General features: G+C 67.5%; 23 protein-coding genes. 16 read left to right on the top strand and 7 right to left on the bottom strand.

Features of this window, described 5'->3' with window-relative positions:
• Nucleotides 1–20: 20 nt before the first annotated feature.
• The 4 genes from ACFZDI_RS01905 to ACFZDI_RS01890 form a co-directional block, all read right to left on the bottom strand.
• On the bottom strand, nt 21–593 hold the full coding sequence (locus ACFZDI_RS01905) for an SH3 domain-containing protein (RefSeq protein ID WP_391247122.1): 573 nt from the start codon (nt 591–593) through the stop codon (nt 21–23).
• Between the two features lie 114 nt (nt 594–707).
• Nucleotides 708–1,955 (bottom strand): ATP-binding protein, encoded by a 1,248-nt coding sequence (locus ACFZDI_RS01900; protein WP_234848809.1) that lies wholly within the window; start codon nt 1,953–1,955, stop codon nt 708–710.
• The gene (locus tag ACFZDI_RS01895; protein WP_391247120.1) at nt 1,952–2,761 is read right to left on the bottom strand and encodes a hypothetical protein; all 810 of its coding nucleotides are present in this window, start codon (nt 2,759–2,761) and stop codon (nt 1,952–1,954) included. The genes ACFZDI_RS01900 and ACFZDI_RS01895 overlap by 4 nt, the downstream gene beginning before the upstream one ends.
• Nucleotides 2,762–3,012: 251 nt before the next feature.
• Nucleotides 3,013–3,516, bottom strand: a complete 504-nt coding sequence (locus ACFZDI_RS01890) for a dual specificity protein phosphatase family protein (RefSeq protein WP_234848807.1) — start codon at nt 3,514–3,516, stop codon at nt 3,013–3,015.
• Between the two features lie 122 nt (nt 3,517–3,638).
• Between ACFZDI_RS01890 and ACFZDI_RS01885 the strand changes: the two genes are divergently transcribed.
• Nucleotides 3,639–4,442: an NERD domain-containing protein gene (locus ACFZDI_RS01885; RefSeq protein WP_391247117.1), complete on the top strand. Its 804-nt coding sequence runs from the start codon at nt 3,639–3,641 to the stop codon at nt 4,440–4,442.
• Between the two features lie 142 nt (nt 4,443–4,584).
• On the opposite strand, the gene ligD is transcribed toward ACFZDI_RS01885, so the two are convergent.
• Nucleotides 4,585–5,466: a non-homologous end-joining DNA ligase gene (ligD, locus tag ACFZDI_RS01880; RefSeq protein WP_391247115.1), complete on the bottom strand. Its 882-nt coding sequence runs from the start codon at nt 5,464–5,466 to the stop codon at nt 4,585–4,587.
• Nucleotides 5,467–5,520: 54 nt separating this feature from the next.
• On the opposite strand from ligD, the gene ACFZDI_RS01875 reads away from it, so the two are divergent.
• Together ACFZDI_RS01875 and ACFZDI_RS01870 are read left to right on the top strand one after the other, a co-directional pair.
• Nucleotides 5,521–6,555: a Ku protein gene (locus ACFZDI_RS01875; RefSeq protein ID WP_234848818.1), complete on the top strand. Its 1,035-nt coding sequence runs from the start codon at nt 5,521–5,523 to the stop codon at nt 6,553–6,555.
• Nucleotides 6,556–6,737: 182 nt separating this feature from the next.
• Nucleotides 6,738–7,631, top strand: coding sequence for an MBL fold metallo-hydrolase (locus tag ACFZDI_RS01870; RefSeq protein ID WP_391247112.1), 894 nt, complete (start codon nt 6,738–6,740; stop codon nt 7,629–7,631).
• A 180-nt stretch (nt 7,632–7,811) separates the two neighbouring features.
• On the opposite strand, the gene ACFZDI_RS01865 is transcribed toward ACFZDI_RS01870, so the two are convergent.
• Nucleotides 7,812–8,282 carry an Asp23/Gls24 family envelope stress response protein gene (locus ACFZDI_RS01865; protein ID WP_234848803.1) on the bottom strand — a complete coding sequence of 157 codons (471 nt, stop codon included), beginning with the start codon at nt 8,280–8,282 and terminating at the stop codon, nt 7,812–7,814.
• A 214-nt stretch (nt 8,283–8,496) separates the two neighbouring features.
• Between ACFZDI_RS01865 and ACFZDI_RS01860 the strand changes: the two genes are divergently transcribed.
• The 8 genes from ACFZDI_RS01860 (at nt 8,497) to ACFZDI_RS01825 (ending at nt 18,880) form a co-directional block, all read left to right on the top strand.
• The gene (locus ACFZDI_RS01860) at nt 8,497–8,952 is read left to right on the top strand and encodes an SHOCT domain-containing protein (RefSeq protein ID WP_234848802.1); all 456 of its coding nucleotides are present in this window, start codon (nt 8,497–8,499) and stop codon (nt 8,950–8,952) included.
• A 559-nt stretch (nt 8,953–9,511) separates the two neighbouring features.
• A complete protein-coding gene (locus tag ACFZDI_RS01855) occupies nt 9,512–10,180 on the top strand; it encodes an alpha/beta fold hydrolase (RefSeq protein WP_391247110.1) in 669 nt (222 codons plus the stop codon).
• A 702-nt stretch (nt 10,181–10,882) separates the two neighbouring features.
• Entirely contained in the window at nt 10,883–11,650 is a 768-nt protein-coding gene (locus tag ACFZDI_RS01850) for an endonuclease domain-containing protein (protein WP_391247108.1), read from the top strand.
• 369 nt (nt 11,651–12,019) lie between these two features.
• The gene (locus ACFZDI_RS01845; RefSeq protein WP_391247106.1) at nt 12,020–14,017 is read left to right on the top strand and encodes a helicase HerA domain-containing protein; all 1,998 of its coding nucleotides are present in this window, start codon (nt 12,020–12,022) and stop codon (nt 14,015–14,017) included.
• 42 nt (nt 14,018–14,059) lie between these two features.
• Nucleotides 14,060–15,430, top strand: coding sequence for a hypothetical protein (locus ACFZDI_RS01840; protein WP_391247104.1), 1,371 nt, complete (start codon nt 14,060–14,062; stop codon nt 15,428–15,430).
• Between the two features lie 42 nt (nt 15,431–15,472).
• Nucleotides 15,473–16,684 (top strand): DNA adenine methylase, encoded by a 1,212-nt coding sequence (locus tag ACFZDI_RS01835; protein ID WP_391247102.1) that lies wholly within the window; start codon nt 15,473–15,475, stop codon nt 16,682–16,684.
• Nucleotides 16,685–17,084: 400 nt separating this feature from the next.
• The gene (locus ACFZDI_RS01830; protein WP_391247100.1) at nt 17,085–18,320 is read left to right on the top strand and encodes a helix-turn-helix domain-containing protein; all 1,236 of its coding nucleotides are present in this window, start codon (nt 17,085–17,087) and stop codon (nt 18,318–18,320) included.
• Nucleotides 18,302–18,880: a flavoprotein gene (locus ACFZDI_RS01825; RefSeq protein WP_391247099.1), complete on the top strand. Its 579-nt coding sequence runs from the start codon at nt 18,302–18,304 to the stop codon at nt 18,878–18,880. The genes ACFZDI_RS01830 and ACFZDI_RS01825 overlap by 19 nt, the downstream gene beginning before the upstream one ends.
• A 216-nt stretch (nt 18,881–19,096) precedes the next feature.
• Here the strand turns inward: ACFZDI_RS01825 and ACFZDI_RS01820 are convergent, their stop codons facing one another.
• Complete coding sequence (locus ACFZDI_RS01820; protein ID WP_391247097.1) at nt 19,097–19,492, bottom strand: GntR family transcriptional regulator; 396 nt, start codon at nt 19,490–19,492, stop codon at nt 19,097–19,099.
• A gap of 166 nt (nt 19,493–19,658) precedes the next feature.
• Between ACFZDI_RS01820 and ACFZDI_RS01815 the strand changes: the two genes are divergently transcribed.
• The 5 genes from ACFZDI_RS01815 to ACFZDI_RS01795 all read left to right on the top strand — a co-directional run bounded on the left by ACFZDI_RS01815 (nt 19,659) and on the right by ACFZDI_RS01795 (nt 24,286).
• Nucleotides 19,659–19,958, top strand: coding sequence for a hypothetical protein (locus ACFZDI_RS01815; RefSeq protein WP_391247095.1), 300 nt, complete (start codon nt 19,659–19,661; stop codon nt 19,956–19,958).
• Entirely contained in the window at nt 19,955–20,947 is a 993-nt protein-coding gene (locus ACFZDI_RS01810) for a DUF2637 domain-containing protein (protein WP_391247093.1), read from the top strand. The genes ACFZDI_RS01815 and ACFZDI_RS01810 overlap by 4 nt, the downstream gene beginning before the upstream one ends.
• Nucleotides 20,944–21,594: a diguanylate cyclase domain-containing protein gene (locus tag ACFZDI_RS01805; RefSeq protein WP_391247092.1), complete on the top strand. Its 651-nt coding sequence runs from the start codon at nt 20,944–20,946 to the stop codon at nt 21,592–21,594. Before ACFZDI_RS01810 ends, ACFZDI_RS01805 begins: the two co-directional genes overlap by 4 nt.
• Nucleotides 21,594–21,977: an RRQRL motif-containing zinc-binding protein gene (locus ACFZDI_RS01800; RefSeq protein WP_391247090.1), complete on the top strand. Its 384-nt coding sequence runs from the start codon at nt 21,594–21,596 to the stop codon at nt 21,975–21,977. The genes ACFZDI_RS01805 and ACFZDI_RS01800 overlap by 1 nt, the downstream gene beginning before the upstream one ends.
• 77 nt (nt 21,978–22,054) lie before the next feature.
• Nucleotides 22,055–24,286: an FtsK/SpoIIIE domain-containing protein gene (locus ACFZDI_RS01795; protein ID WP_391247088.1), complete on the top strand. Its 2,232-nt coding sequence runs from the start codon at nt 22,055–22,057 to the stop codon at nt 24,284–24,286.
• The last annotated feature ends 84 nt before the right edge of the window (nt 24,287–24,370 follow it).

The following is a 24,370-nucleotide window of genomic DNA, read 5'->3' as shown; positions in this document are numbered from 1 at the left end:
TGTCTTTGAGTGACCGAGTGTCAGCACCAGCGTGGCGCGGGGCCGATGTTGTCGATGTACCGGGCCGCGCCCCAGGCCCAGGTGCCGTCCGTCAGCAGGTACCAGAGCGGGTTGCCCTCCACGGTCTCGCCGCCCGTCTTGCAGAAGATGCTGACGACGTCGCCCTGGTGGGCGTACCGGATGATCTGCGAACCGCGGTTCGGGGCGCTGCGCAGCGCCAGCGTGCTCGCCGTGACGACGCCCCTGTAGAGGCCCTGCACCTGCCCGCCGTTCCCGCCGTTTCCGCCGTTTCCGCCGTTCGGGTCGTGCTGGTTGTTGCCGTTCCAGTTGCCCTGGCCGTTGTCGCCGTTGCCGTTCCAGTTGCCCTGGCCGTCGTTGCCGTTGCCGTTCCAGTTGTCCTGGCCGTTGTCGCCGTTGCCGTTCCAGTTGCCCTGGCCGTCGTTGCCGTTGCCGTTGCCGGGCCAGCTGCTGCTGTTGCCGTCGCCGCCGTTCGGGTCCCAGTCGTCGTGCGCGGCGGCGGCAGGTGTGATGGCGGCCGCGGCGGCGAGGAGCCCGGCGGCGGCTGCTATGCAGAGGCGGAAACGCAGGGGCATGGGGAATACCTCCATGTGGTGGCGAAGGTGCTGAAGCTGACTAATCGCCACATTAGGAGCGGGTTGCGGGCACCGCCCCTCACGCTGGGCCAGAGGAGGACGCCCTCCGGACCCTCATTCCGCCGCCAGTCTCAGCGTGGCCACCGCGCCGCCCTCCGGCGCGTTCGCGAACTCCAGCCGCGCACCCAGCACCTCCGCCTGGCCACGCGCGATGGTCAGCCCCAGCCCGTGCCCCCGCGTACCGCCCTCCGTGCGGAACCGCTGCGGGCCGTGCGCGACCAGGTACTCCGGAAACCCGTCCCCGTGATCGCGAACCGTCACCACCGGACCGTCCACGGTCAGTACCACCGGCGCACGCCCGTGCTTGTGCGCGTTCACCACGAGATTGCCCAGCACCCGCTCCAGCCGCCGCCGGTCCGTCTCCACGGACACGTCCCGTACGACCCTCACCTCTGTGCCGCTCCCGACCGCCCGCACCGCCCGCTCGGCCAGCGGCCCCAACCGCTCGGTGTCCAGCTCCAGCCGCTCCCGGCCGGTGTCCAGCCGGGAGATCTCCAGCAGGTCCTCGGTGAGTGTGCGCAGCGCCGCGACCCGGTCGCGCACCAGCTCCGTCGGACGTCCCGGCGGCAGCAGTTCCGCCGCCGCGTGCAGCCCGGTCAGCGGCGTACGCAGCTCGTGCGCGACATCCGCCGTGAACCGCTGCTCGGCCAGCAGCTTCCCCTGCAGCGACGCCGCCATGGAGTCCAGCGCGGCGGCGACCGCGGCCACCTCGTCCTGCGGACTGGCCTTCGTGCGGGGGCCCGTGCGGGGATCGTTCACCCGGGCGTCCAGGTCGCCCGCGCTGATCCGCCGGGCCACCCGGGCCGTGGTGTGCAGCCGCCGCGTCACCCGCGTCACCGCGAACGCCCCGACCAGCAGCGTCGCCCCGATGGCCAGGCCCGACGACCACACGATCGCCCGGTCCAGGCCCTCGATCGTGCGGGCCTGCTGCGAGTAGTCGACGGCGACGGCCAGCGCCCGCCCGCCGTCGACGGGCCCCGCCGCCCACATCGCGGGGCGCCCCTGCCTGTCGGCGACCATCGTGCCGCGGTCCCCGTCCACCGCCAGCTCCCGCAGCTGCCCGGGCAGCTCGGGCGGATCCACACCGGCGCCCCGCCACAGGGTGTCCCCGGCCTCGTAGCGCCGGGTCGCCTGTGCCAGGCGCTGCAATGCCTGGTCACGGGCCTGGCCGACGGTCTGGTTCGTCACCTGCACGTGCACCAGGACGCCGAGCAGCGCCGCGAGCGCGCAGCACATCACGGTGATGAAGGCGGCGGCCTTCGCGGCGAGCGTCCCGGACCACTGGGGGAGTACGGGCCTCATCCGCCGCTCGCCGAGGGGGAGACGGTGGGGGAGGGGGTGGAGGAGACGCTGGTGGAGGAAGTGGGGGAGGCGTTGGGCGAGGCGGACCGGGAACCGCCGGCGGAGGACGAGGGGTGCCGGGAGTGCGGGCGCGGACCGGTGCGCAGCATCTCGTCGTGGGTGAGCAGCATGGCCTTCTGGTCCCGGTCCCAGGTCCACTGCAGGCGGTACTCGTAGCCCGCGACCTCCGACGGCGATCGGATCACCAGGGAACGCCCGGCCAGCTCGACACCGCTCAGCGCGTCCTCCCATGCCATCACCTGCACCAGCCGGTGCTTCTCGACGGTGTAGACGCGCACCGCGGTCGTCTTCCCGGGCAGCAGCGGGAAGCCCAGCGTCAGGTCGTCCTGCCCGTCGCCGGTCAGGTCCCGGTAGTACGGCCTGAGCACCGGGCACTTCCCATGCCCCGGGCCCCGCCCGCAGTCGGCCATCTCGCGCCTGGTGTCCCGGTAGGGCGCCTTCGGGCCGTCGAAGTCGTCCGGGTTCCCGGCGATCTCGGCCCGGACGATCCGGACCGGGTCGACACGGCGGATGTCGTCGCCGGGCACCCTCACCCCCTTGACCACTTCGGTGTTCACCTCCCCGATCTCGAACGCCGGGCTGGAGGCGGGCGTCAGCTCCGGCCAGAGCCGGGCCGGCCCCTGTGCCGTTGGGGTCGGCCCCGCGCCCTCCAGACCGCCGGCGTCCCCGCAGCCCACGGCAGCGGCCAGCAGGGGGGCGACGACGGCCAGGCGGCGGGCGGCCTGTCCGGGACGGCTGAGGGGCACTGCACTCCTGGCGGTCCGGGTTCACGGGTGATCACACGGCGGACATGGAGCGGGCCTACGGCTGGCGCACGGCCGGCGTACGGACGGACACCCGCCGGACGTGACGGCCGGCCGCGCCATGCACGTGACGCCATGCACGAGACGGCCCGGCCGCGCCATACATGAGACGGTCGGCCGCGTACACCTTATTCGCGGGGAAGTCCCATTTGCGCGAGAGGGGGGCCGTGTGCGTGCAGCCGTACGGCGTTCTGCTACTCCGTGAGCTCCTCCAGCAGCCGGGCCGTGGCCAGCCCGGCCCGCAGATACTCGACGAACAGGTCGTTGTGCAGCGCCCACGGCGAGCGACGGGCCCGGATCAGCCGGATCGCCGCCTCCGCGGAGCTGCCTTGGCGCATCAACGCGTGCGCGACCACGAGACCGGAGCGGTTGTACCCGTGGAAGCAGCGGACGAGGACCCGGCGGCCCTCCTCCAGCGCCTCACACGCGGCCTCCGCCAGCCGGATCACCCCGGCCAGCTGCGTCCCGTCCAGCGGCCCGTCGGGAATGGGCCACACATGGTGCCGGACGCCCGGATCGGGCCCGTGCCCCGGCAGCCGCAGCAGCGTCTGAACGAGATCGAACTCGTCCCGTACGACGGCGAACTCCAGGTGCCCCAAGGCCCCTGTGTACTCGTGACCGCCCATCCAGAGCCCGGGAACGACCTCGCTCCACGGACTCTCCGGGGCGGGGACGTCCGGTTTACTGCGGGTACGCAACGGCGCCTCCCCACCATGACCGCCCGAGGGTCCGCGGGCCGCCTGCCCAACTCCTCTCCAAGGTAACCAGGTTCTTGCCCCCGCAGCACCCCGCCTGTTCCCATGGACTGGGGTGATGGTGCATGAACGGACTGCGCGTCATACCGACCTGGCGGCACGGCCGGGAGCGGCTCTACGTCTGCCTCCCGGACGGCCGGAACATCGCCTGGTACGACCGTGAGGCCGCCCGGGTGAACCTGCTCGGCCGGGACCGCGAGGACGACGTCCTCAGGGCGCTCGGGCCCTTCATCACCGGCCCCGTGACGGTGGGGGCGCCCCCGGTGCCTACCCCCGCGGAGCTGGCCCGCCTCGCCCTCCACCCCGACGACGACCTGGCCCCCAACCGCCCCGGCGAGGCCCTCGTCGTCGCCCTCGACCGCGACCCCGGCCCCACCCACCGGCTCCGTCCCGACCCGCGCCGCAGGGCCCTGGCGGCCGAGCAGACGGTCGGTGACGCCCTGGACCGCCTCGACGGTGCGGGCTGGCACACCCTGCACTCCGTGCCGCTCCCCGGCGGCGACCGCATCCACCACCTGCTGATCGGCCCCGGCGGCCTCTACGCCGTCCACGCCCTGCACGCGCGCAAGCAGCGCGTCCGGGTCGCCGACCCCATGATCGCCCTGGGCCGCCGCGACCCGTACCCCCTGCTGCGCCGCCTGCGCACCGACGCCGAGCGCGCCACCCATGCCCTCACGGCGGAGGTCCGCCCCGTGCTCGCCCTGGTGGACCCGGGCGCCCTGACGATCCCGACCGCACCCCGTGAGGTCGACGTCCTGACGGCGGCGGAGGTGGAGGGTCTGGCGCGACGGGGCGGCGTGCTGAAGCCGGCGGACGTGGAGGCCTTGCATGCGATGGCGCGTGACCGGAATACGTGGGTGCGGGTGTGAGGGAGCAGGGCCGTACTCCGCGTCGTGAGCAGTTGGCCGAGGCGCACTCCGTGCTGCGTGGCGTGAGCGGCTGGTAGGGGTGCACTCCGCGGCGCGAGCAGTTGGTCGGCGCACTCCGCGGTGTGAGCCGCCGGTCGCCCCGCTACGGCAGGGTCCCGGCCTCGTCCGGGTCCAGCAGCGGGGCCAGGAGGTCGCCGTAGTCCTGGACCCTCGGGGCGATGTCGACCGCGTGGAAGTCCAGCTGCCCGGGGGCGCGGCACTCCTCGATCTCCCCCCAGGTGACCGGCGCCGAGACGGTCGGTTCGGGGCGGGCCCGGAGGGTGTAAGGGGTCGCCGTGGTCTTGCGGGCGGCGTTCTGGCTCCAGTCGACGAAGACCTTCCCCGGGCGCAGGCTCCTGGTCATCCGGTGCAGTGCGAGCCGGGGCATGGCCTTCTCCGCCTCGACGGCGAGTGCCTTGGCGTACTCGGACACGCGCTCGGAGGAGGCCCCGCGCACGGCGGCGAGCAGGTGCAGCCCCTTCGAGCCGGAGGTCTTGGCGTAGGCCTCGAGGCCGTCGCACGCGAGCCGTTCCCGCAGCCAGAGGGCGACATCGCAGCACTGGACGATGCTCGCCGGCGCCCCCGGATCGAGGTCGAACACGATCCGGTCCGCCTCGTCCGGTGTGCCGACGAGCCACTGGTGGGTGTGGAACTCGGTCACGAGGTTCGCCGACCACATCAGGCTCGGCAGATCCTGCACCAGGACCATGCGTGACGGCCCCTCGACCCGGGGCACCTCGGCGGTGGTGACCCACTCGGGCGTACCCGGCGGCACGTTCTTCGTGAAGAACACCTGCCCGTCCGGCCCGTCCGGGTAGCGCAGGAAGGACACCGCCCGGTCCCGCAGATGGGGCAGCAGGACCTCGGCGACGGTCGCGTAGTAGTGCAGCACCTCGCCCTTGGTGAAGCCCGTGGCGGGATACAGCACCTTCTCCAGATTGCTGAGAGCGACCCGTCGCCCCTCCACCACTGTGATAGGCGCCATACGATAAGAATCCCACGCAAACCATGACGAACACTCCCCAGAGTGACCGGAAGGGTGCTGCACGTGAGATCCATTTGGAACGGCGCCATCTCGTTCGGCCTGGTCAGCATTCCGATCAAACTGGTGAACGCCACCGAGAGCCACTCGATCTCCTTCCGCCAGATCCACACCGAGGACGGCGGCCGCATCCGCTACCGCAAATTCTGCGAACTGGAGGACCGCGAGGTCACCCAGGGGGAGATCGGCAAGGGCTACGAGGACGCGGACGGCTCGATCATCCCGATCACCGAGGAGGACCTGTCGAGCCTGCCCATCCCGACGGCCAAGACCATCGAGATCGTCGCCTTCGTCCCGGCCGACCGGATCGACCCGCTCCAGATGGACGCCGCGTACTACCTCCAGGCGAGCGGAGCCCCCGCGGCGAAGCCGTACACCCTGCTGCGCGAGGCGCTGAAGCGCAGCAACAAGGTGGCGATCGCCAAGTTCGCCCTGCGCGGCAGGGAGCGGCTGGGCATGCTCAGGGTCGTCGGCGAGGCCATCGCCATGCACGGCCTGCTGTGGCCGGACGAGGTCCGCGCCCCCGAGGGCCTGGCCCCCGACGCGAACGTCACCGTCCGCGACCAGGAGCTGGACCTGGCGGACGCGCTGATGGACACCCTGGGCGAGGTCGACCTGGAGGACCTGCACGACGAGTACCGCGAGGCCGTGGAGGAGGTCATCGCCGCGAAGGCCGCCGGCGAGGCCCCGCCGCAGGCCCCGGAACCGGCCACGGGCGGCAAGGTCCTGGACCTGATGGCGGCCCTGGAGAGCAGTGTCCGCGCCGCCCGCGAGTCCCGGGGCGAGGAGGCGGAGCACGCCGAGGTGAAGCCGCTCCCGCAGCGCAAGACGGCCCGGGCGGCCCCCAAGCAGACCGGCGGCAAGAAGTCGACGTCCACCGCGAAGAAGACGGCGGCCAAGAAGACCACGGCGGCCAAGAAGTCGACGGCCAAGTCCGCACAGGGCCAGGGGACGACGAAGAAGGCGGCGTCCAAGAGCACCACGAAGAAGACGGCGGCGAAGAAGTCGACGTCCCGCAAGCGCTCGGCCTGACAGCAAGCGCTCGGCCTGACAGCCCGCGCGCCCGGTACTGGCCGGCTTCCGCCGGGGGCCGCCCGTCGGGGAAGAGCAAGGAGACGCGGGGGACGGGAGGCCGGAAAGACCGCGGAACCGGCGGAGGCGCGGAACCGGGGGAGCCGGGGGAGACCGGAGGAGCCGGGGAGACCGGAGGAAGCATGCCGCAGCCCACGGATGACCACAGTGATAACCACGCCGGCAACGGGCCGGGTCGTGGCACCGGCGACGCACTCGACGTCCACTTCATCGGAAACGCGACGGTGCTGCTGTCGTACGGCCCGCTGACCCTGCTGACCGACCCGAACTTCCTCCACCGGGGTCAGTACGCCCACCTCGGCTACGGCCTGCTGAGCCGCCGCCTGACCGAACCGGCCCTGGACGTGCACGAACTGCCCCGCCTCGACGCCGTCGTGCTGTCACACCTGCACGGCGACCACTGGGACCGCCGGGCCCGCCGGCACCTGGACCACACCGTGCCGATCCTGACCACTCCGCACGCCGCCCGCCGCCTCAGGACAGTGCACCGTTTCCACCGGACGGCGGGACTGCGCACCTGGAAGGGGATCACCCTCCAACGGGACGGCGTCCAGGTCACGGTCACCGCCCTGCCCGGCAGGCACGCCGGCCAGGCGGTGCTGCGCGGGCTGCTGCCACCGGTGATGGGAAGCATGCTGGAGTTCGGCCCCGCCGGAGGGCCACCCCGCATGCGCCTCTACATCTCGGGCGACACGCTCGTGTACGACGGCCTGAACGAGATCGCCGACCGCTTCCCGGCAGCCGACCTCGCCGTCCTGCACCTGGGCGGCACCCGCCTCCCCGGAGGCTTCGTGGTCACGATGGACGGCACCCAGGGCGCCGAACTGGCCCGCCGCCTCGACCCCCGCCTCGTCCTGCCCGTGCACTACGAGGACTACACGGTGATGCGCTCGCCCCTGTCCGCGTTCCTCGCCGAGGCCGACCGCATCGGCCTCGGCGACCGCGTCGTCCACTGCGGCCACGGTGACCGCGTGCACCTGCCGTGCGGTGCGGGGGCGGTCCCGGAGGTGTACTGAGGGGCGAAACCGAGGGTGTCTCGAGGAAGGCCCGTCAGGGGGGTCCGGCGAAGGAGGAGGGGTCTCCCGAGGAAGACCCCTCAGACGGGCAGGCGAGGGGGCAAGGGCTTCGTGCGGAAGGCCCCTGTGCCAGCAGTCAGACCGCTCGGGCCGCCCGGGCCGCTCGGGCCCTCGGGTCGGTCAGGAGACCCTCCGGCCCTCCTGCTCCTCGGACTCGTCCTCCTCGTCCGGCAGATGGACGTCGTCGACGGCGATGTTGACCTCCACGACCTCCAGCCCGGTCATCCGCTCCACAGCGTTGACGACGTTGGTCCGTACGTCCGCGGCGGTGTCGACGATGGCGGCGCCGTACTCGATGACCACGTCGAGATCGACGGCGGCCTGACGCTCGCCCACCTCGACCTTCACGCCCTGGGTGACACCGCTGCCCCCGCCCGGCACCCGCTGACGCACAGCCCCGAAGGCCCTGGTCATGCTTCCGCCGAGGCTGTGCACCTCGGGAATCTCACGGGCCGCCATACCCGCGATCTTCGCGACGACCGTGTCCGCGATGGCGGTGTTCCCGCGGGTGCCGGGAGCGCCCCTGCCGCCCTGCGACGGCGCCCCGTCCTGCCTGCCCGCTGTGTTCCTGCGCTGAGTGGTCTCGGTCATAACCGTCACCTCGATGGTGGTGAGGGGATGAGCAGCGTCGTTCCTCTCCACCGTAGAACACCGGTGCGGATGGGGCGAAAGTGGCAATTCGCCGTTCCTGCACCTCACCCTTCACGGGTGAAGCCCTCCCCGTCTTGCCGTGGGCACGCTGAGACACGGCATGCGCCACCGGCCGGGTCCCCCGCGCCGACCGCGCCCGGAACGGAGGACGACCATGAGCGCGCAGACGTATCTCGCCTACGATTTTCCACTGTTGAGCGCCTTCTGGACGGTGTTCTGGATCTTCCTGTGGATCATGTGGTTCATCCTGCTGTTCCGGATCGTCGTCGACATCATCCGGGACGACTCGATGAGCGGCTGGGCGAAGACCGGCTGGCTGGTGTTCTGCTGCGTCCTGCCGTTCCTCGGGGTCTTCGTCTACGTGATCGCCCGCGGCAAGAACATGGGCCGCCGCGAGGCCGCCCAGGCGCGCGCCCAGCAGGAGGCGTTCGAGAGCTACGTCCGGGAGACAGCCAAGGGCGGCGAGAACCGCTCCGGCAGCGTGGACGAGCTCGCCAAGCTGTCGGAGATCCGCGCCCGCGGCGACATCACGGACGAGGAGTTCCGCAGGGCGAAGGAACTGGTCCTGGCCGGCGGCCACCCCTCGCCGGACGACGTGAGAATGCGCTAGCGGGGCATGACCGCTGCGCACGGGTGGGCCCGGCACCACTCAACGAAGGGCCACCGGCTGACGGCGTTCTCGGCCCTCATGCTGACGAATCACCGGCATCATCGCCATCGGGCGCGGCGTAGCGGGGATGACCGACGACGACGTCTTCACCACGACGCGCACATCACGTCTCCCCGTTCGACCCGACGGCCTGGGGCTGGATCCACGCAGCCCTGGGCGCCGTCGGCTTTGGCCTGTTCACGACCTGCTCTCGAAGCAACCGCGACAGCAAACCAGGCGGGTCCACGGACAGTCCACGGCTGGCTGAGCACCGCTGTGCGGGCTGCGTGGGGCCTGCGCGCAGCACCGGCAGGCTGCGTCATGCACGGCCGCAGACACAGGGGCCGGTCGACGACGGCCAGGCTCGGAAAACGCTACGACATGGAGCGAAAGTACAGGTGAACGACCCTGTACTGATTTCTGCGCGGCTATTGACTCCGCTGACCTACTGGGAAGTAACCTCCTCGCGGCCTCCCCCCACAGAGCCGCCGATCACCAGAGGTACGCGTTGAATAAGTACGTGCTTTCCGCCGTCGTGAGCACTCTGCTGGCGTTCACCTCCGCTGCTCCGGTCCACGCCGCCGGTACATCGAGTTTCGGCCCGTCCAGCCACCCCGTCCTGTTCGTCCACGGGTACAGCTCGTCCGGCTCCTACTGGAACACCATGGCCGACGCCTTCAGGGCCGACGGCTGGCCGTCGTCCCACCTGGACCAGTGGAGCTACGACTGGCGACAGTCCAACGCCACCACCGCCCAGCAGTTGGCCGCTGAGGTGGATCGTCTGCTCGCGGCCACCGGCGCAGCCAAGGTCGACGTCGTCACCCACTCCATGGGCGGGCTGTCCAGCCGGTACTACGCCAAGAACCTGGGAGGCAGCGGAAAGATCGACGCCTGGGTCTCGCTGGCCGGTCCCAACCACGGCACTGACTGGGCCAACGGATGCGGCTACACCTCCTGCATCGAGATGCGCATAGGGTCCGCCTTCGTCACCTCGCTGAACTCCGGGGACGAAACGCCGGGCACCCCGCGTTACGGCACCTGGTGGTCGCCCTGCGACACCGTCATCAACCCGGACAGCAGTGTCGCCCTGAGCGGTGCGACGAACACCCAGACCGCCTGCCTCGGCCACATCGCCATCGGCTCGGACCCGACCGTCTACGGCCAGGTACGCGACTTCGTCAACAGCTGAGGCGTCACCTCATGACCGAGCAGTGTGGCCGGCACCGCCCGGTCATGAGCGCGCACGAGACGGAACGCTCCGGATCACCGTCCCGCAGTGGCACTTCTGGCGGCCAGATGAAAACCAACGCCACGACACTCGCGGGGCGGGAAGAGAACCTGAACCCTCCGACACTTGCACCGCGGGGCCCCGGGACCACAGTCCGGGGGTCCCGCCATTTCCCGGGCCAGACCTGCGAATTCCTGCCCCACGGTCAGCCCACGGCGTCAACAGCCCCCGAGACACAGCCGCTCCGAGCAGCACACGCCGGCACATATGCGAAGACCCCGCCCCAGCAAAAGCGCTGATGGCGGGGTCTTCAGGCACCTTAACCCAAGGTGCCCCCGGCAGGATTCGAACCTGCGCACACGGCTCCGGAGCACAATCAGAGTTCGGCTTGCGAATGGGCTCTGAACAGCAGGTTCCTTGATCCCGGGAGGCGTGACGTGCCCTCCCGTATCGCAGATAGTGCGAAGTCGGAAGTCGCCTCCGGCTCCTGCGCCCATTGAGAGGTCGGCTCCGCCGACGGGCTGTAACACTTCGCCGACGGGCTGCAACACTTGGGGGCGCTGTCCTGCGAGGTGGTGCCTGCATCCGAGCGGAACCGCCGGCCTCGGTCCCATGCTTGGAGGCGGGGTTCCTAACTGCCAATGGGCATGTCACCTTTGGATCATGATGGCCGACTTACCGGTACGTATCGTCGATGGACGTGTAGTCACGGAACCCGGGATCGGAGCGGTGGCGATGGTGTGGCTCCCCTTGAACGGGCAAGTCATCGCCAAGATCCCGCCCCGGAAGGGCAACCGCCGTTGGCTGCACGAGACAGTGGGCATCCGCTCCCCGGAGTTCAACGGCGACCGATGGAACCTGCCGCGCAGCAGCCTCGTGCGGCTGGTGACGGCGGCGGTCGACCGGTACGGGTTCATCGTGCTCTACCGAGATATGTCGAGGCTGTCGCAATGCACCAGGGCATGTCTGGAAGCAACAGGCGCTGAATGCCAGTGCTCATGTCTGGGGCAGCACCACGGACAGGATGCCGCAGGCTGGTTCGAGCGTGTCGGCGATGCAGTGGTGGCCGAGCAAGGCGAGGTCACCCGCACCGCGGTCGTCTACGGCGCGAGAGGCAGCGACGCGGACGCGGTGGTGTATCACGGCGAGCTGGCCGGTGAGCACTACCGGGTCGATCCCGCCGGCCGACGGAACTGGCCGACCGCTGCACAGTTCATGTGCGCGAGCTGCATGACCGTGAGGGCAGCGGTGTGGGACCACTGCCACACGCACGGCTTTGTACGCGCGCCGCTGTGCAATCGCTGCAACACCCGCTACTGGCGTGGATGGCGACCCAAGCACGGCCGGACAACGCACAGCCGCAACCTCGACGACAGCTATTACCGCTGGTGCCCCGAGCGCACCGATGAGCGGAGACGGTGCAGCGCATAGCAGCGCTTCGAGATACCGCGGCGTCCCTCCGAGAGGCTCACGCCATTCGACGAACAGATTGTCCTATGCGGGTGGAGCGACGCCCCTGAGTGTTACAGCCGATTTAACCGCACAGTCCGGAAAGGTGCACTTTGGGCTATATCTGATGTTTATGAAGGCAAGGGATGCAATCAGCCGGTTTGGAAGGGGCGACGCGGTCTTATGTATGAGCCAATCGATCAATTTCGGTCACTTGGGCTGAACTTGCCACACACATAGTCGCTGACGCCGAAACTGACTGTCAGTAGGCAGCAGTACGATCTGCCGCGCTTACTGGGGACATCGGACGTAGCGTCGCGCTCGTGCGCGGGGGGATGAGGGAGGGACTGCGTGACAGGGATCGCGGCGAAGGTTCAGCACTCGACGCAGCTCAGGAAGCCTCTGACGGCTTTGATCAATCAAGGCTGTAAGCCGGTCGGCGGAATCTTCCGGCTGGACTACGACTCAGCTGTGGTCCTTACTGACGATTTCAAGAAGCATGAGGCTGGCGGCGTCCCTCGGGGTGGCTTTCTGCTTGCAGTGGCCGGGGACAGCACGGAGGCTGGGTTCATCCTTGAAGATCAAGAGATCATCTTGCTCCGTGTTCGTGGCACTGCGCCGCTTCCCAACGAGTCTGAGCTCATTCAAACCCGGCTTGCCGTCGTACGCGACGCTGGTGCCTCGGGAGTTGACTTTGATGACGTCACGGACGTCCTGACGCGGAACGAGCTCCAGCAGTCTGCCTTCGACTGTGAGGTTTTGGGAACCTTCTATACCGAGACAGATGCACGAGATGCGCGAGTCGAGTATGGCGCCGATATCGACAATGTTGTTGTCTCTGCTCGATATCAGGTATTCCTGCCGTCGACTGACGTCCTGTCGTGGCTAGCTTCGTACCCAGCGGCCGCCGACGAACGCGATTCCCTCGCCATTGGCAAGGTCCGGTTCGCTGCCACGCGGCGTAAGGCGCTGATTGCTGGCACTGACCAGGCAGACGTTCGCATTGACGTTTCGGACTTCGTTGGGCGCAAGACCGCAGTGTTTGGTATGACCAGGACAGGTAAGTCCAATACCATCAAGACGCTTGTGACAGCCGTTCATCGATACGCCTCTGAGCATCAGCGTTCAATAGGTCAGCTCATCTTCGACCCTCAGGGTGAGTATGCAAACGTCAATCGGCAGGACGGTACGGGGCTCCGCTTGCTGGGCGACGATGATCGGACCGTGAGAATCTACAAGGTTGTTCCGGATCCGAGCGATTCCCGCGAGAAGACACTTCGACTAAACTTCTATGACCGCGACGTGCTGGAGGCCGCATGGAGCCTCGTAAGCGACGCGACCGCGCAGGTAAACACTAACTACGCCAAGAGCTTTCGCTCCGCAGACCTGACTGAACCCGACCGTCAGGACTTTAGCGCCCATAACCGTTGGGGCTGGGCGCTCGTAGCCTTCTACGGGTTGCTCGCCAAATGTGGCTTCACAACCCCTCGCTTCTCGGCGCTCAACGTTGCTCTGCCCCAGGAAAAGGCTGATGCTTTCCTCAAGGAAAACCCGAATGCCATTGTGCCGGCCGGGAGGGGTAAGTACGCCGTCAACTCGCCTACCGCTGCACTAGCTCTTGCTAACTGGGTGGGTAAGCGATCCGCCGAGTTTCCGAAGTGGCACGACGAGAATTCGCGTTTCCCGGATATCTTTGGGGTCTATGAATACACGGGTGTAACGTCAGCTATCAGGACGATTCGGCCATTTCACGGCGCCGAGTCGGCAGGAGACGTAGCGGAACTTCTCTGGCAGGACATGGTCGCGGGTCGTCTATCGATTGTTGACCTGTCAAGCGGCAATGAGCTTGTCGCCAAGGTCATGTCGGAGCGGATTGTTACACACTTGCTCAACAAGGCGGGTGAGCGGTTCCGAGAGGATGCGGACCCGCTGGAAATGCAGATCGTAGTAGAGGAAGCTCACAACCTGTTTGAGCGTGGAGGACGGGAAGTGGCTGAAGACCCTTGGGTGCGGCTTTCCAAGGAAGCTGCAAAATATAAGATGGGGTTGATCTACGCCACGCAAGAAGTTACGTCTGTTGACAAGCGCATCTTGTCCAACACATCTAACTGGCTAGTGGCGCACTTGAACTCAGATCACGAAACTCGCGAGCTTTCCCACTATTACGACTTCAGGGTCTGGGCTCCGAGCATCATTCGTGCAGAAGACGTGGGCTTCGTCCGTATGAAGACGTACTCGGGGAAGTACATCGTCCCTGCACAGATTGCCAAGTTTGACCATGCAATGGTCAACGAGGCTCGCAAGGCGGCTGGCCTGGCCAATATTTCACCGGCAGAAAGCGACCGGTGACTCATGCCGTACCCCGGAGAGAAGGCCTCTCGCCTCGGCCATGTGGACACCGTCCGAAACGAAGCGGTGAAGGCCGCTTTGCAACGGTGGGAGATAACGAGTTCCAGGCCCAACAGCAAGGACGAGATCGAAAGTTTGTCTCTTCCCCTGGAAGGCCTACCTCGCGTGGGTGACCCGGAAGATGTCGACTTTTCCATCACAGTTGACGGATCAGATACTGAGGTTGAGGCTACACGCGACCATCCGACCGTCAAGGTTGGCTACCTGAGGGTAGCTGGCTCAATGGTGCAGCTCGACGCTTTCCGAGCCCTGGCTGTTGAGCGCTACATCGACCCCCGCGCTGTTCGAAAGGCGCAGACAGAGTACGCGTTCGACGTTGCGCTGCCCGGGTCGCAACTCGTGCGACCCGGAATGAGTGGGGTCGATACGTGGCGAAGTGAGCTCGATGCTTTCCTCATGAGCTCTCGGTTCGACTCCAGTACCACCATGACTCTGGCTGACGGCCTTCTCGCGCTGCACGGAACCCGAAAAGCTCGTGCGGAACGTATTCCTCTCCGAGTGTGTCCCAACTGCGGTGAATCCGCCCCGAATGGAGCACAGCTTACCGTGGCAGCGAGTGGTGGTAGTTGTCCATCCTGCGGCGGCACGCTGTACCTTTCTGACGCGCTTCGCACGCACGAAGAGTACAACGTAGAAGGCTCCAACTTCACACCCATGGGCCGTGTGATGAGCGTGGCTGAGCGGCTGATGACCTTGTGCTATCTGAACTTTTTCGCGGATTCGGCTCCTGAGGTCCTCCGGCATACGCTTTTTGTCACGGATGGGCCTCTCGCATTGCACGGTCCGTTGGCACCGCTCAAGCGACGTTTTGTCGAACACCTTGGAGATCTCGCTAGTTGGTGCAAGGGTCAGAACCTAGTTGCTCCGCTGATGGTCGGGATTGAGAAGAGCGGAGCATTCGTAGAACACGCAGAGCAGATCGCTGACTGGATTCCTGTTGGCCACGTGATGCGCCTGACTAACGACTACATCAATCGGATCTCGGGCCGGTCGGAGAGTAACCACTACGGGGTGGATGAGTTCTACGGACGGAGATTCATCTATCGCACCCAGGCCGGCGACCCACTGGTGATCACGGTGCCTGCGGCACCCGGAGTCAGTCCTTACGATGGCAGCAGCGCTGCCGAGGGCTGGGACGCGTACCCGACGCTTCGTCTGATTTGCGAGGTGCTGGACTCGTTGCGAACCCGTATGTACCAACATGCGGTCATTCCTGTGGCGTTGGCGCACTCCGCGGCAGCGCTCCCGCTCGGAGTTGGTCGTTCGGTTCTGACCATGATGGCTCAGCAGAACATTCCGGGGCTTAAGCTTGACTTGCAGGCGGTGCAGCCACCGACCTACTTCAAGAGGTAGCAGCATGTACCAAGTGGCGGCGCTATCAGGCAGAATACGAGCATGTCCACCCTGACAGAGCCGATCGCGGCCACTACAACCGATGAGCTGGCGCGAACTGCTGCGCTCTTGGGTACAGGTGACGCGATCAACGGCCATGAAAAGGCGATTACCGCGAACTTGGCCTCAGTGGATCACGGTCTTGCACGCGGGCGCTACCAGTCTCCCCTTCGTTACCCAGGCGCCAAGTCTGCACTTGCTCCTGTGATCGCGCGAGTGATCACTTCAGCGAAGCAGTCACGCGAGGTCCCTGAGATTAATTTGCTCGTGGAGCCCTTTGCCGGGGGAGCCTCTGCCTCACTGCGGATGATCGGCGACGGTACCGTTGATCGCATCCTACTCGCCGACGCCGATCCGCTCGTTACCGCTTTTTGGCAGGTTGCAGCCGAGGACACAGAGCGGCTGGTGGACCGTATGTACGATGAGTGGAATCGCTTTGTAAGGCGCGGGGGCCCTGCTGCTGTCGAGCGATGGGACTACTGGAGGAATTGGAGGCCGTCGGCCGATATGGCGCCGCGCGACCGTCGCCTTGCGGCTGCTATGCAATGCCTTTTCCTAAATCGAACTACTTTCTCGGGGATTTTGCACGGAAAAGCTGGACCTATTGGCGGTCGAGCACAAGAAAGTAAATACCCCATCGGGTGTCGATGGAATCCAGAAGCCCTTGCCGAGCGCGTTCGGTACGTTGGTCATCTGTACGATGTCGGGCGACTTGTCGATGTTTGGCGGAAGGACTGGAGGCGTACGCTAGATGATGTTCCGGAGCGGTATCCGCAACTACTTCCGTCACGAGTGATCGCCTATCTAGATCCGCCGTATATTGATAAGTCATCAATGCTGTACAGAACTTCCTTTGACCCGCGAGGTGGCTACGGTAGTTCCGGAGGAGTGGACTCAGGAAAGGGCACAGAATTTCTGCATCTCAGTCTCGCTCATTACCTTAGGACTAAGGCTCAGTTCAGATGGCTGCTGAGCTATGATAACCACCCATCACTTACTGATAGTACATGGCTATACGCGCGTGACCGTATGAATCCCTTGGAATCTGACCGAGTGAATCTAGGGGTGCGGCGTTGGCGTATCACTAAGAGGCTGGTAAGTACGCGATATTCGGCGGCTGGCAAGGTTGGGAAGCGTGCTGCTGACGAGCTCCTGATCACGACACTTCCCCCGTCAACAGTGCCAATTGATGATCATCTTCGAGTGCTGCCATAACTAGCTGCACGGCCGTATGTGACCGCACAGCCCGGACACCTGCACTTTGAGCTGTCCGGGGTGAGGGGGAGGCGTGTGCGCACGTTGATGTCGTGAACCGCTCCTTCCCCCAGGCCTCGACTCGTCCGCGACATCTGAATTCGACTCCAGCGCGGACACCCCGGACACCATCTGTTGTGGCTGTCCGGGGTGTTTGTGCAGGTGGGAGCCATAACCGGACAGCCGGACAGTGTGGACACCTCCCGGCATGGTTCCATCAGACCCGGACAATCCGTCCGGGTCCTCGCCTGTTCAGTGCCGCACGCTGGTCATAAGCGGTCAGGGCTGAGATCACTTACGCCTTCCCCGCCACGTCGGTACCTTGAAAGTCCCCCTACTCAGCAGCGGGAGGCAACACCCCATGCGTGGTCTTGGAGATCACCTCAGCATCGGCGAGCGCATCGCGTTCTACCGGAAGCGCCGTGGCTACACGCAAGAGGTGCTGGCCGGCCTGGTCGGTCGTAGCACCGACTGGCTCGCGAAGATCGAGACCGGGCGCCGGAACCCGCCGCGCATCGACATGCTCACGGAGCTGGCGCGCGTCCTGCGCGTGCCCCTTGGAGACCTGCTCGGACAAACCGTCCTCATGGAAGACGAGCGCCAACAGGACGACGTCCCCGCCGTACGCGACGCCCTTATGACCCCGCGTCGCCTCTCGCGTCTGCTCTTCGGCCCCGAGGCAGAGACTCAGCTGCCGACACCCGCCCCGGTGGCCGTACGTGTGGAACAGGCATGGAACGACTACCAGGGCGGACGGCTCGGCAGCGTCATCGCCGCTCTGCCCGCGCTGCTTCAGACCGCACAGGAGTTGGAGGATCGCGCGGCGCGCCGCGGCGACGACCGTAGCGATTGCTGGGCAGTGTCGGCCCGTACACACCACCTCGCCGCTACGACGCTCGCGAAGATCGGTGAGTCTGACATCTCGTGGCTCGCTGCAGAGCGCGCGATGCGAGCCGCTGACGAGTCGGACGACCCGCTCGTGTTGGCATCCGCGGCCCGGTCAGGCACGCATGCCCTGCTTGCCAGCGGGCGCTACGACGACGCTCTCGAACTGGGTAACACGGCGGCGAGGTGGCTGTCGTCCCAGGTGACGGAGAGTGACCCGGCCGCGCTCAGCTTGCTCGGGATGATCCACCTGCGTGCCGCAGTCGCGGCAGCGCGGCATCAGGATCGGCCCACCGCCACAGGGCTGTTGGGCCGTGCCGAAGAACTCGCGGACGACTTCGGCTCAGATGAAAACTACTGGCAGACCGGATTCGGGCCGACGAACGTCCTGCTCCATCGCCTGTCCGTTGAGCTGGACCTCGACAACGTCTCGTACGTGGTGGAACACGGCCGGATCAACGTCGACCACATGCCGCAGGAGCGCAGCGTCTCCCACCGCATCGACTACGCGCGAGCTCTATCCCTCGCCGGCCAGGGAGACGAGGCGTTCGCGGAGCTGCGGACGGCCGAGCGCACGTCGCCGCAGCTCGTACGCAACAATCCGAGGGTGCGCGAGACGCTGCGGGACCTGATCAAGCAGTCTCCCGTGACGGGCGGCTGGCGTTCGTCCGAGGTGTTCGTGATGGCGCAACGGTGCAGGGCGGTGCAGTGAGTCCAGGCAAGCGCGGGGTGCTCGGGGTCGTCGGGTCGGCGGCCGGGGGCGTAGAGGCACTGCGTACCGGTCTCGTCGAACCCGCGATGGACCGCGGATGGCAGGTGGCCGTCACGCTGACGCCGACCGCAGGTCAGTGGCTGCGGATGAGCGGGGAGGTTGAGCGGCTGGAGAAGCTCACCGGCCTACCCGTACGCGACGAACCGCGCCTGCCCGGTGAGTCCCGGCCGCATCCGCCGGTCGATTGCTACGTGGTCGCTCCCGCGTCCGCCAACATGGTCGCCAAGCTTGCGACTGGCCTGATGGACAACCAGGCACTGACGCAGGTTGGCGAGGCTATTGGCACCCTCGGTCTGCCGGTCGTCGTCTTCCCGCGGGTGAACGCTGCGCATGCTCGCCATCCAGCGTGGCAAGGCCACATCGACGCTCTTCGGGCCGGGGGAGTGCGCGTCGTCTATGGCCCCGACGTCTGGCCGCTGTACGAGCCGAGGGAAGCGCCGGCGGGGCGTGAACTTCCGTGGGCCGCAGTGCTGGACGCCGTGGAGGAAGCCACGCGATGACGAGTCGTCAACCTGCGTGACCTGCAAGGAAAGAGGACCCGGACAGTCTGTCCGGGTCCTCTTCCATTTCCGGCCGCATGCTCATTGCCATGTCAGGGATCAATGAGCGAAGCGGCGAGTTGGGAGGTCTGACTCCCACGGAACTTGCCTTGATCGAAGCGAGTTTGAGCAAGGCGCACGCCACGGTTGAACGACTGCTACAGCGTGCGGACGAACTCACGGCGAGGGTGGAGTCCCATCGCCGACAAGCCGTTCAAGGCGGTCCAATCGCTCACCGAGCAGACGAAGAGCGTCATGAATCGAGCTGAGCTCTGTGGCCAGAGCGGTGAACGCGGGGCTACTGCCCGGCTCGGTGCCGAGCGGCATCGAGGGGTCACGGACGAACGTCCCGCGGCCCTGCTGGGTGAGGACCAACCCTTCGTCGCGGAGCTGGCCGAACGCGCTCTGCACGGTCATGAGCTGCACGCCAAGGTCTTTGGCGAGCTTGCGAGCCGCGGGGAGCTGATCTCCCGGGGCGTACTCGCGGTCGGGGCCCGTGATCTTCTCGCGGAACTCCGCAGCGATCTCCTTGGCCGTGGGCGTGTGCTTGGGCGCTTCTGGGCTCTGCTCCATGGGTTCGAGAGTAGCCGGACCTAGGTCAATCTCTGCTCTTCGCTCAGACTCTCTTGACAGCCAGATTGACCTAGGTCAATCTGAATGACGACCATGGCGCTGGGACTCCCCAGCAAGGTCGCCCTCCGCCGCGGTCCTCCCTGCCCATCGACTTAGGAGAACATCCATGCGCACGTACGTCGGCCATCAACAGGCCGTCTCAGCTGAGGACTTCGTGGAACTGGCCCTTGGCACACCGGTTGAGCTGTGGCTCGGCGTGGAGGGCGAGACCGAAGTAGAGCGCGCGGCCCGTCTGGACGCGGCGCGCGACATCCTGGCCGACCCCGAGTACCGCAGCCTTCCGGACGACGTGGCGCGAATCGCCGCCGAGGTGATCGAGGCACACGCCCCGGAGCTCTTCAACGTCGTCCCGCTGGCGCGCCCGGGGACCCGACGCCGGTCGTCCCGGAAGGGAGCGGCGGCATGACAACCGCAACCGAGACGGGGCGTCCGGCGGTTCCGCCGCTGACGAAGCCGGAGATGGGCCTTGCCGGACTGGGTGCGCTCGCCGCGGCGGGTGTAGGTGCCCTGGGGCTGATCGCCTCATTCGACGCCGTGTCGGCCGCAGCGGCCAACTGGGGTTTCGGCGAGCCGTGGATGCTGCCCGTCGGCATCGACGTAGCCATTCCGGTGTTCACCGTCGCCAACCTGCTTTTGATCCGGATGGATATGGCGCTCGCGTGGGTGCGATTCGTTCCCTGGGTCCTCACGCTCATCACCTGCGGGCTGAACGTCGCCGCCGGGCACACGCTGTGGGCCAAGGTGGCGCACGGCACGATGCCGCTGCTGTGGGTGGTGTTCTCCGAGATCGGCGCCCACGTCTACGCCGTACGGATCGGTGCCGCGACCGGCCGGCGGATGGAGAAGGTGCGGTTCTCCCGCTGGATGCTCGCCCCGCTGTCGACGTTCGCCCTGTGGCGGCGGATGACGCTGTGGGAGATCACGTCGTACTCGGAGGCGCTGAAGCGGGAGCGTGAGCGGCAGTTGGCCCGCGCCCGGCTGCGGGACCGGCACGGTCGGCGGTGGCGGGCGAAGACCCCGCGCCCGGAACGCGTGCTCCTGAAGCTGGGCGAGCTGGCCCCGGCGAGCGAGGATGTCCCGCCCGTTCCGCCGCAGGCGGAGGAGTCCAAGCCGGAGGCGCCCAAGGCGCCACGCAAGCGCCCGGCCAGCACCAAGGGCAAGGCCAAGAGCGGCAAGACCCCGCGAACCCCTGCGGAACTGTTCATCGAGGCGCGTGAAGCTACGTCCGACTGGGCCGATGACGCGATCAACGCGGAAGCCATCCGGACCACGCTGCACTGCTCTGCGGCCAACTCCCGCGTGTTGCGTGACCTGTTGCTGACCGAACGGGCCGAGGGACGCCGCCTGCACTCCATCGACGGCGACGACGAGGGAACTGAGGGGGCGGCTGCATGAACACTCTGTTGACCATGCTCGCCGCGGCCGCTCCGGTCGCCTCCGGCTGGACAGCCCACACGCTGTGGCTGCGCCGGCGCCTGAACGTCGCCCGCCGCGACCCGCTGACCGGCTTACGGACGCGCGAGGCGTTCACCCGCCGCGCCACGGCGCTGCTGCGGGACCCGCGGGCGGTCGTGGTACTGGCCGATGTCGACCGCTTCAAGCAGATCAACGACACCTTCGGCCACGCGGCCGGAGACGCCCTGCTGAAGGCGACCGCGGAACGGCTCGGCCACCACGTCGGCCGCTCCGGAGTGGCCGGGCGGCTCGGGGGCGATGAATTCGCCGCCGTCCTCATCGACGACCACGGCACCGCCGCCGACATGCTCGCCGTCCTGCACAGCGTGCTCGCCCGCCCGGACGGCGGCCAGGACCCGGCCGTACACACCACTGTCTCCCTTGGCTGGGTGCGTGCCTCTGACTTCCCCGGCGACGACCTGTCCGGGTTGCTGCGGCGGGCCGATGAGGCGATGTACGCGGCAAAGCAGGCGCGCGCCGGGACTCGCCGGGCGGGTCTCGGGCGACTGTTCGCCACGGTCACCGGACGGAGAGCCAGACGCACCGGGGCCCGGACCGACGCACCGGTCGTGGGGGTGGCTGCCTGATGTCCGCTTATACCAAGTGCTTCGACCCGTCCGGCACCCGGTTCGGCATCCCCACCTTCCCGTGGCACTTCGCCCCGGACGGCTACGCCACCCGCCGTCAGCTGCGCACGGCCGGGCTGCGGCCCGGCGGACAACCGGTCGCGGCTCAGGTGATGCGCCGCCACCGGGGCCGCAAGGCCGGGGTACAGGTCGCCTACCTCTACCGCGTCGACCGTGCGAAGCCGGTTAGGCCGATGACCTCCCGCAAGTGGGGTGCGCTCGCCCTGGCGATGCTCGCCCGGCGCACCTGCCCCAAGTGCCAGATCACATACGGCTACTGCCTCCCGACCTCGCTCGGGATGTGCCTCCTCTGCGCCTACCCCGAGGAACAGCGCGCCGCATGACCAACACGGGGCCCGGTCTCCAACCGACCAAAGCAGCGGCCGGGCCCCGCATCCCTCCCAGAGAGAAGGAACCCTCAGTGAAGCACCCCGACGACGACAACGAACTCTTCAACCGGCTGGAAGCCGAGATGACGGGCGACCCGGCGGGCGACGTGGTCGACCTCGACAAGGCCCGATCGGCCCGTACTGAGTCGGCCGACCGCGCGCCCGACGCGTCGCCCGACTCCGGGCCCGATCGGTCGGCCGACCCGAGCGCTGTGAAGTCGGACGGCTCCGCCCCCACCCTGGTCGACCGTGCGGCGCCGACTCAGTCGGGCCCCGGTCTGATCGACCGCATCCGCGACTCCAAGCGGCTGGACGTCCTCCCCGCGTGGGTGAAGTCGGGCCCGGAGTTCGCCGACGCGATGCGGTGGCTGACCGGGCACGTCTGGCACACCATCACCTTCCACGCGGTCCGCGTGCCGTTCCTGTACGTGCCCAAGCTCGTCTGGCGCTCCCCGCGTGGCCTGGCCAACACTCTGACCCGCGTGGGGCGTTGGGCTGTCGATGCCGAGGGCGAGCCGCTGCGGCAGGCGGAGGCACGCCGGGAGAACTCCGAGCTGTATCTGAAGCTGTCCCGCCAGCGTGACCGCCGGGTACGGCTGCGGATGCTCCTGACCATCCTCGGGGCCCTGTTCGCCATGGGTATGGGCCTGTTCCTGGTCTACGGCGCCGAGCCGATGACGCAGGTCATCGCCGCCACGGTCACCGTGCTGACGCTCGGCTGGCTGGGCGCGCCGGCGGATGCTCCGCTGGCCACTCGCGCGGTCATCAAGACCGAGGTGCAGAAGCTGACCAGCGACATCGTGGTCAAGGCCATGGCATCCATCGGCATCGGGCAGATCGCCAGTGCCGTGGCGAAGGGCCAGGACGGCATCAAGTTCGTCGCCCCGATCACCCGCGAGGGGCCCGGCTGGCGCGCGGACATCGACCTGCCGTTGGGTGTCACGGTCGCCGACGTGGCCGACCGGCGCGCCCGACTCGCCTCCGGCCTGCGCCGCCCCCTGGGCTGCGTGTGGCCCGACGCCGACCCCAGCGAGCACGAGGGGCGCCTCATCCTGTGGGTGGGGGACAGGGATCTGTCCAAGACTGGCATGGTCAAGTGGCAGCTCGCGAACGCCCGTCGGCACGACATCTTCAAGCGCAACCCGTTCGGCATCGACCCGCGCGGCCGGGCTCAGTCGGTGCCAATGATCCAGCACAACATCCTGATCGGCTCGCTGCCCGGCCAGGGCAAGACCGCCTCCGTGCGCGTACTGGCCTGCGGCGCCGCCTTGGATCCGTCGGTGGAACTGTGGCTGCACGAGAACAAGGGCACCGGTGACCTGGACTCCCTCGAATGCGTCTCGCATCGGTTCGTCTCCGGCATCGACGACGACTCGATCAAGTACGCGGCCGACTCGCTGAAGCTGCTGCGTGCGGAGGTCATGCGCCGTGCGGCGGCGATCAAGAAGCTGCCGCGGGACCTGTGCCCGGACAAGCGCATCACTCGGCAGATCGCCGACAAGCGGTCGCTGAAGCTGTGGCCCCTGGTCGGGGTATTCGATGAGTGCCAGAACCTGTTCGCCCACCCCAAGTACGGCAAACAGGCAGGTGAGGACGCCGAGTTCATCATCAAGCTCGGTCGCGCCCTGGGCGTGATCCTGATCCTGGCCACGCAGCGCCCGGACAAGGATTCGCTCCCGACCGGGATCAGCGGCAACGTGTCGATCCGCTTCGCTCTCAAGGTCGCGGGCCAGGTCGAGAACGACATGATCCTGGGCACCTCCGCCTACAAGAACGGTGTGCGGGCCACGTCGTTCCGTCCGGAGATCGACGCCGGTAACGGCTACCTCGCCGGAGCGACCGCGCTGCCGGTCGTGGTGCGCACCGCCTACCTGGACGACAACGCCACCCACGCCATCGCCCAGCGCGCGTACGCGCTGCGCAAGGCCGAGGGCACCCTGTCCGGCATCGCCCTGGGAGAGCAGAGCGAGACTCCGGCCGGGCCGTCGTACGACCTGCTTGCCGACGTGGCAGCCATCGTGCCGCCGTCGGAAGAGCGGGTGTGGAACGAGCGCATCGCCGCCCGGCTGGCCGAGCTGCGGCCGGAGGTCTACGGCGGCTGGAAGGGCGAGAACGTCACCAGCGCGCTCAAGCCGCACGGCATCAAGACCCGCGACGTGGCCGGGACCACCGACGAGGGAACCCGCACCACCCGCCGCGGCATCACCCGCGCCGACCTCACGAAGGCGATTGCGGAGCGTGACGAAAAGCGGGGCGCCGCCTAGCCCCGGACGGTGCTACCGGTAGCACCTCGCCCTGCTACTGGTAGCACCCCCGCTAGTACCCCACATAGCACCTGATCTGCGATC

It is taken from the genome of Streptomyces sp. NPDC007907, from assembly GCF_042959365.1.
Classification (GTDB): domain Bacteria; phylum Actinomycetota; class Actinomycetes; order Streptomycetales; family Streptomycetaceae; genus Streptomyces; species Streptomyces indiaensis.
The sequence above is the reverse complement of the archived record's forward strand: the minus strand, read 5'-3'. Positions and strand labels throughout refer to the sequence as shown.

What these genes read in the sequence shown, in the direction of transcription:
- ACFZDI_RS01905 (WP_391247122.1), bottom strand. Translation starts at nt 593, where the DNA reads ATGCCCCTGCGTTTCCGCCTCTGCATAGCAGCCGCCGCCGGGCTCCTC.
- ACFZDI_RS01900 (WP_234848809.1), bottom strand. Translation starts at nt 1,955, where the DNA reads ATGAGGCCCGTACTCCCCCAGTGGTCCGGGACGCTCGCCGCGAAGGCC.
- ACFZDI_RS01885 (WP_391247117.1), top strand. Translation starts at nt 3,639, where the DNA reads ATGAACGGACTGCGCGTCATACCGACCTGGCGGCACGGCCGGGAGCGG.
- ligD (WP_391247115.1), bottom strand. Translation starts at nt 5,466, where the DNA reads ATGGCGCCTATCACAGTGGTGGAGGGGCGACGGGTCGCTCTCAGCAAT.
- ACFZDI_RS01870 (WP_391247112.1), top strand. Translation starts at nt 6,738, where the DNA reads ATGCCGCAGCCCACGGATGACCACAGTGATAACCACGCCGGCAACGGG.
- ACFZDI_RS01865 (WP_234848803.1), bottom strand. Translation starts at nt 8,282, where the DNA reads ATGACCGAGACCACTCAGCGCAGGAACACAGCGGGCAGGCAGGACGGG.
- ACFZDI_RS01860 (WP_234848802.1), top strand. Translation starts at nt 8,497, where the DNA reads ATGAGCGCGCAGACGTATCTCGCCTACGATTTTCCACTGTTGAGCGCC.
- ACFZDI_RS01850 (WP_391247108.1), top strand. Translation starts at nt 10,883, where the DNA reads ATGATGGCCGACTTACCGGTACGTATCGTCGATGGACGTGTAGTCACG.
- ACFZDI_RS01835 (WP_391247102.1), top strand. Translation starts at nt 15,473, where the DNA reads ATGTCCACCCTGACAGAGCCGATCGCGGCCACTACAACCGATGAGCTG.
- ACFZDI_RS01830 (WP_391247100.1), top strand. Translation starts at nt 17,085, where the DNA reads ATGCGTGGTCTTGGAGATCACCTCAGCATCGGCGAGCGCATCGCGTTC.
- ACFZDI_RS01820 (WP_391247097.1), bottom strand. Translation starts at nt 19,492, where the DNA reads ATGGAGCAGAGCCCAGAAGCGCCCAAGCACACGCCCACGGCCAAGGAG.
- ACFZDI_RS01815 (WP_391247095.1), top strand. Translation starts at nt 19,659, where the DNA reads ATGCGCACGTACGTCGGCCATCAACAGGCCGTCTCAGCTGAGGACTTC.
- ACFZDI_RS01810 (WP_391247093.1), top strand. Translation starts at nt 19,955, where the DNA reads ATGACAACCGCAACCGAGACGGGGCGTCCGGCGGTTCCGCCGCTGACG.
- ACFZDI_RS01805 (WP_391247092.1), top strand. Translation starts at nt 20,944, where the DNA reads ATGAACACTCTGTTGACCATGCTCGCCGCGGCCGCTCCGGTCGCCTCC.
- ACFZDI_RS01800 (WP_391247090.1), top strand. Translation starts at nt 21,594, where the DNA reads ATGTCCGCTTATACCAAGTGCTTCGACCCGTCCGGCACCCGGTTCGGC.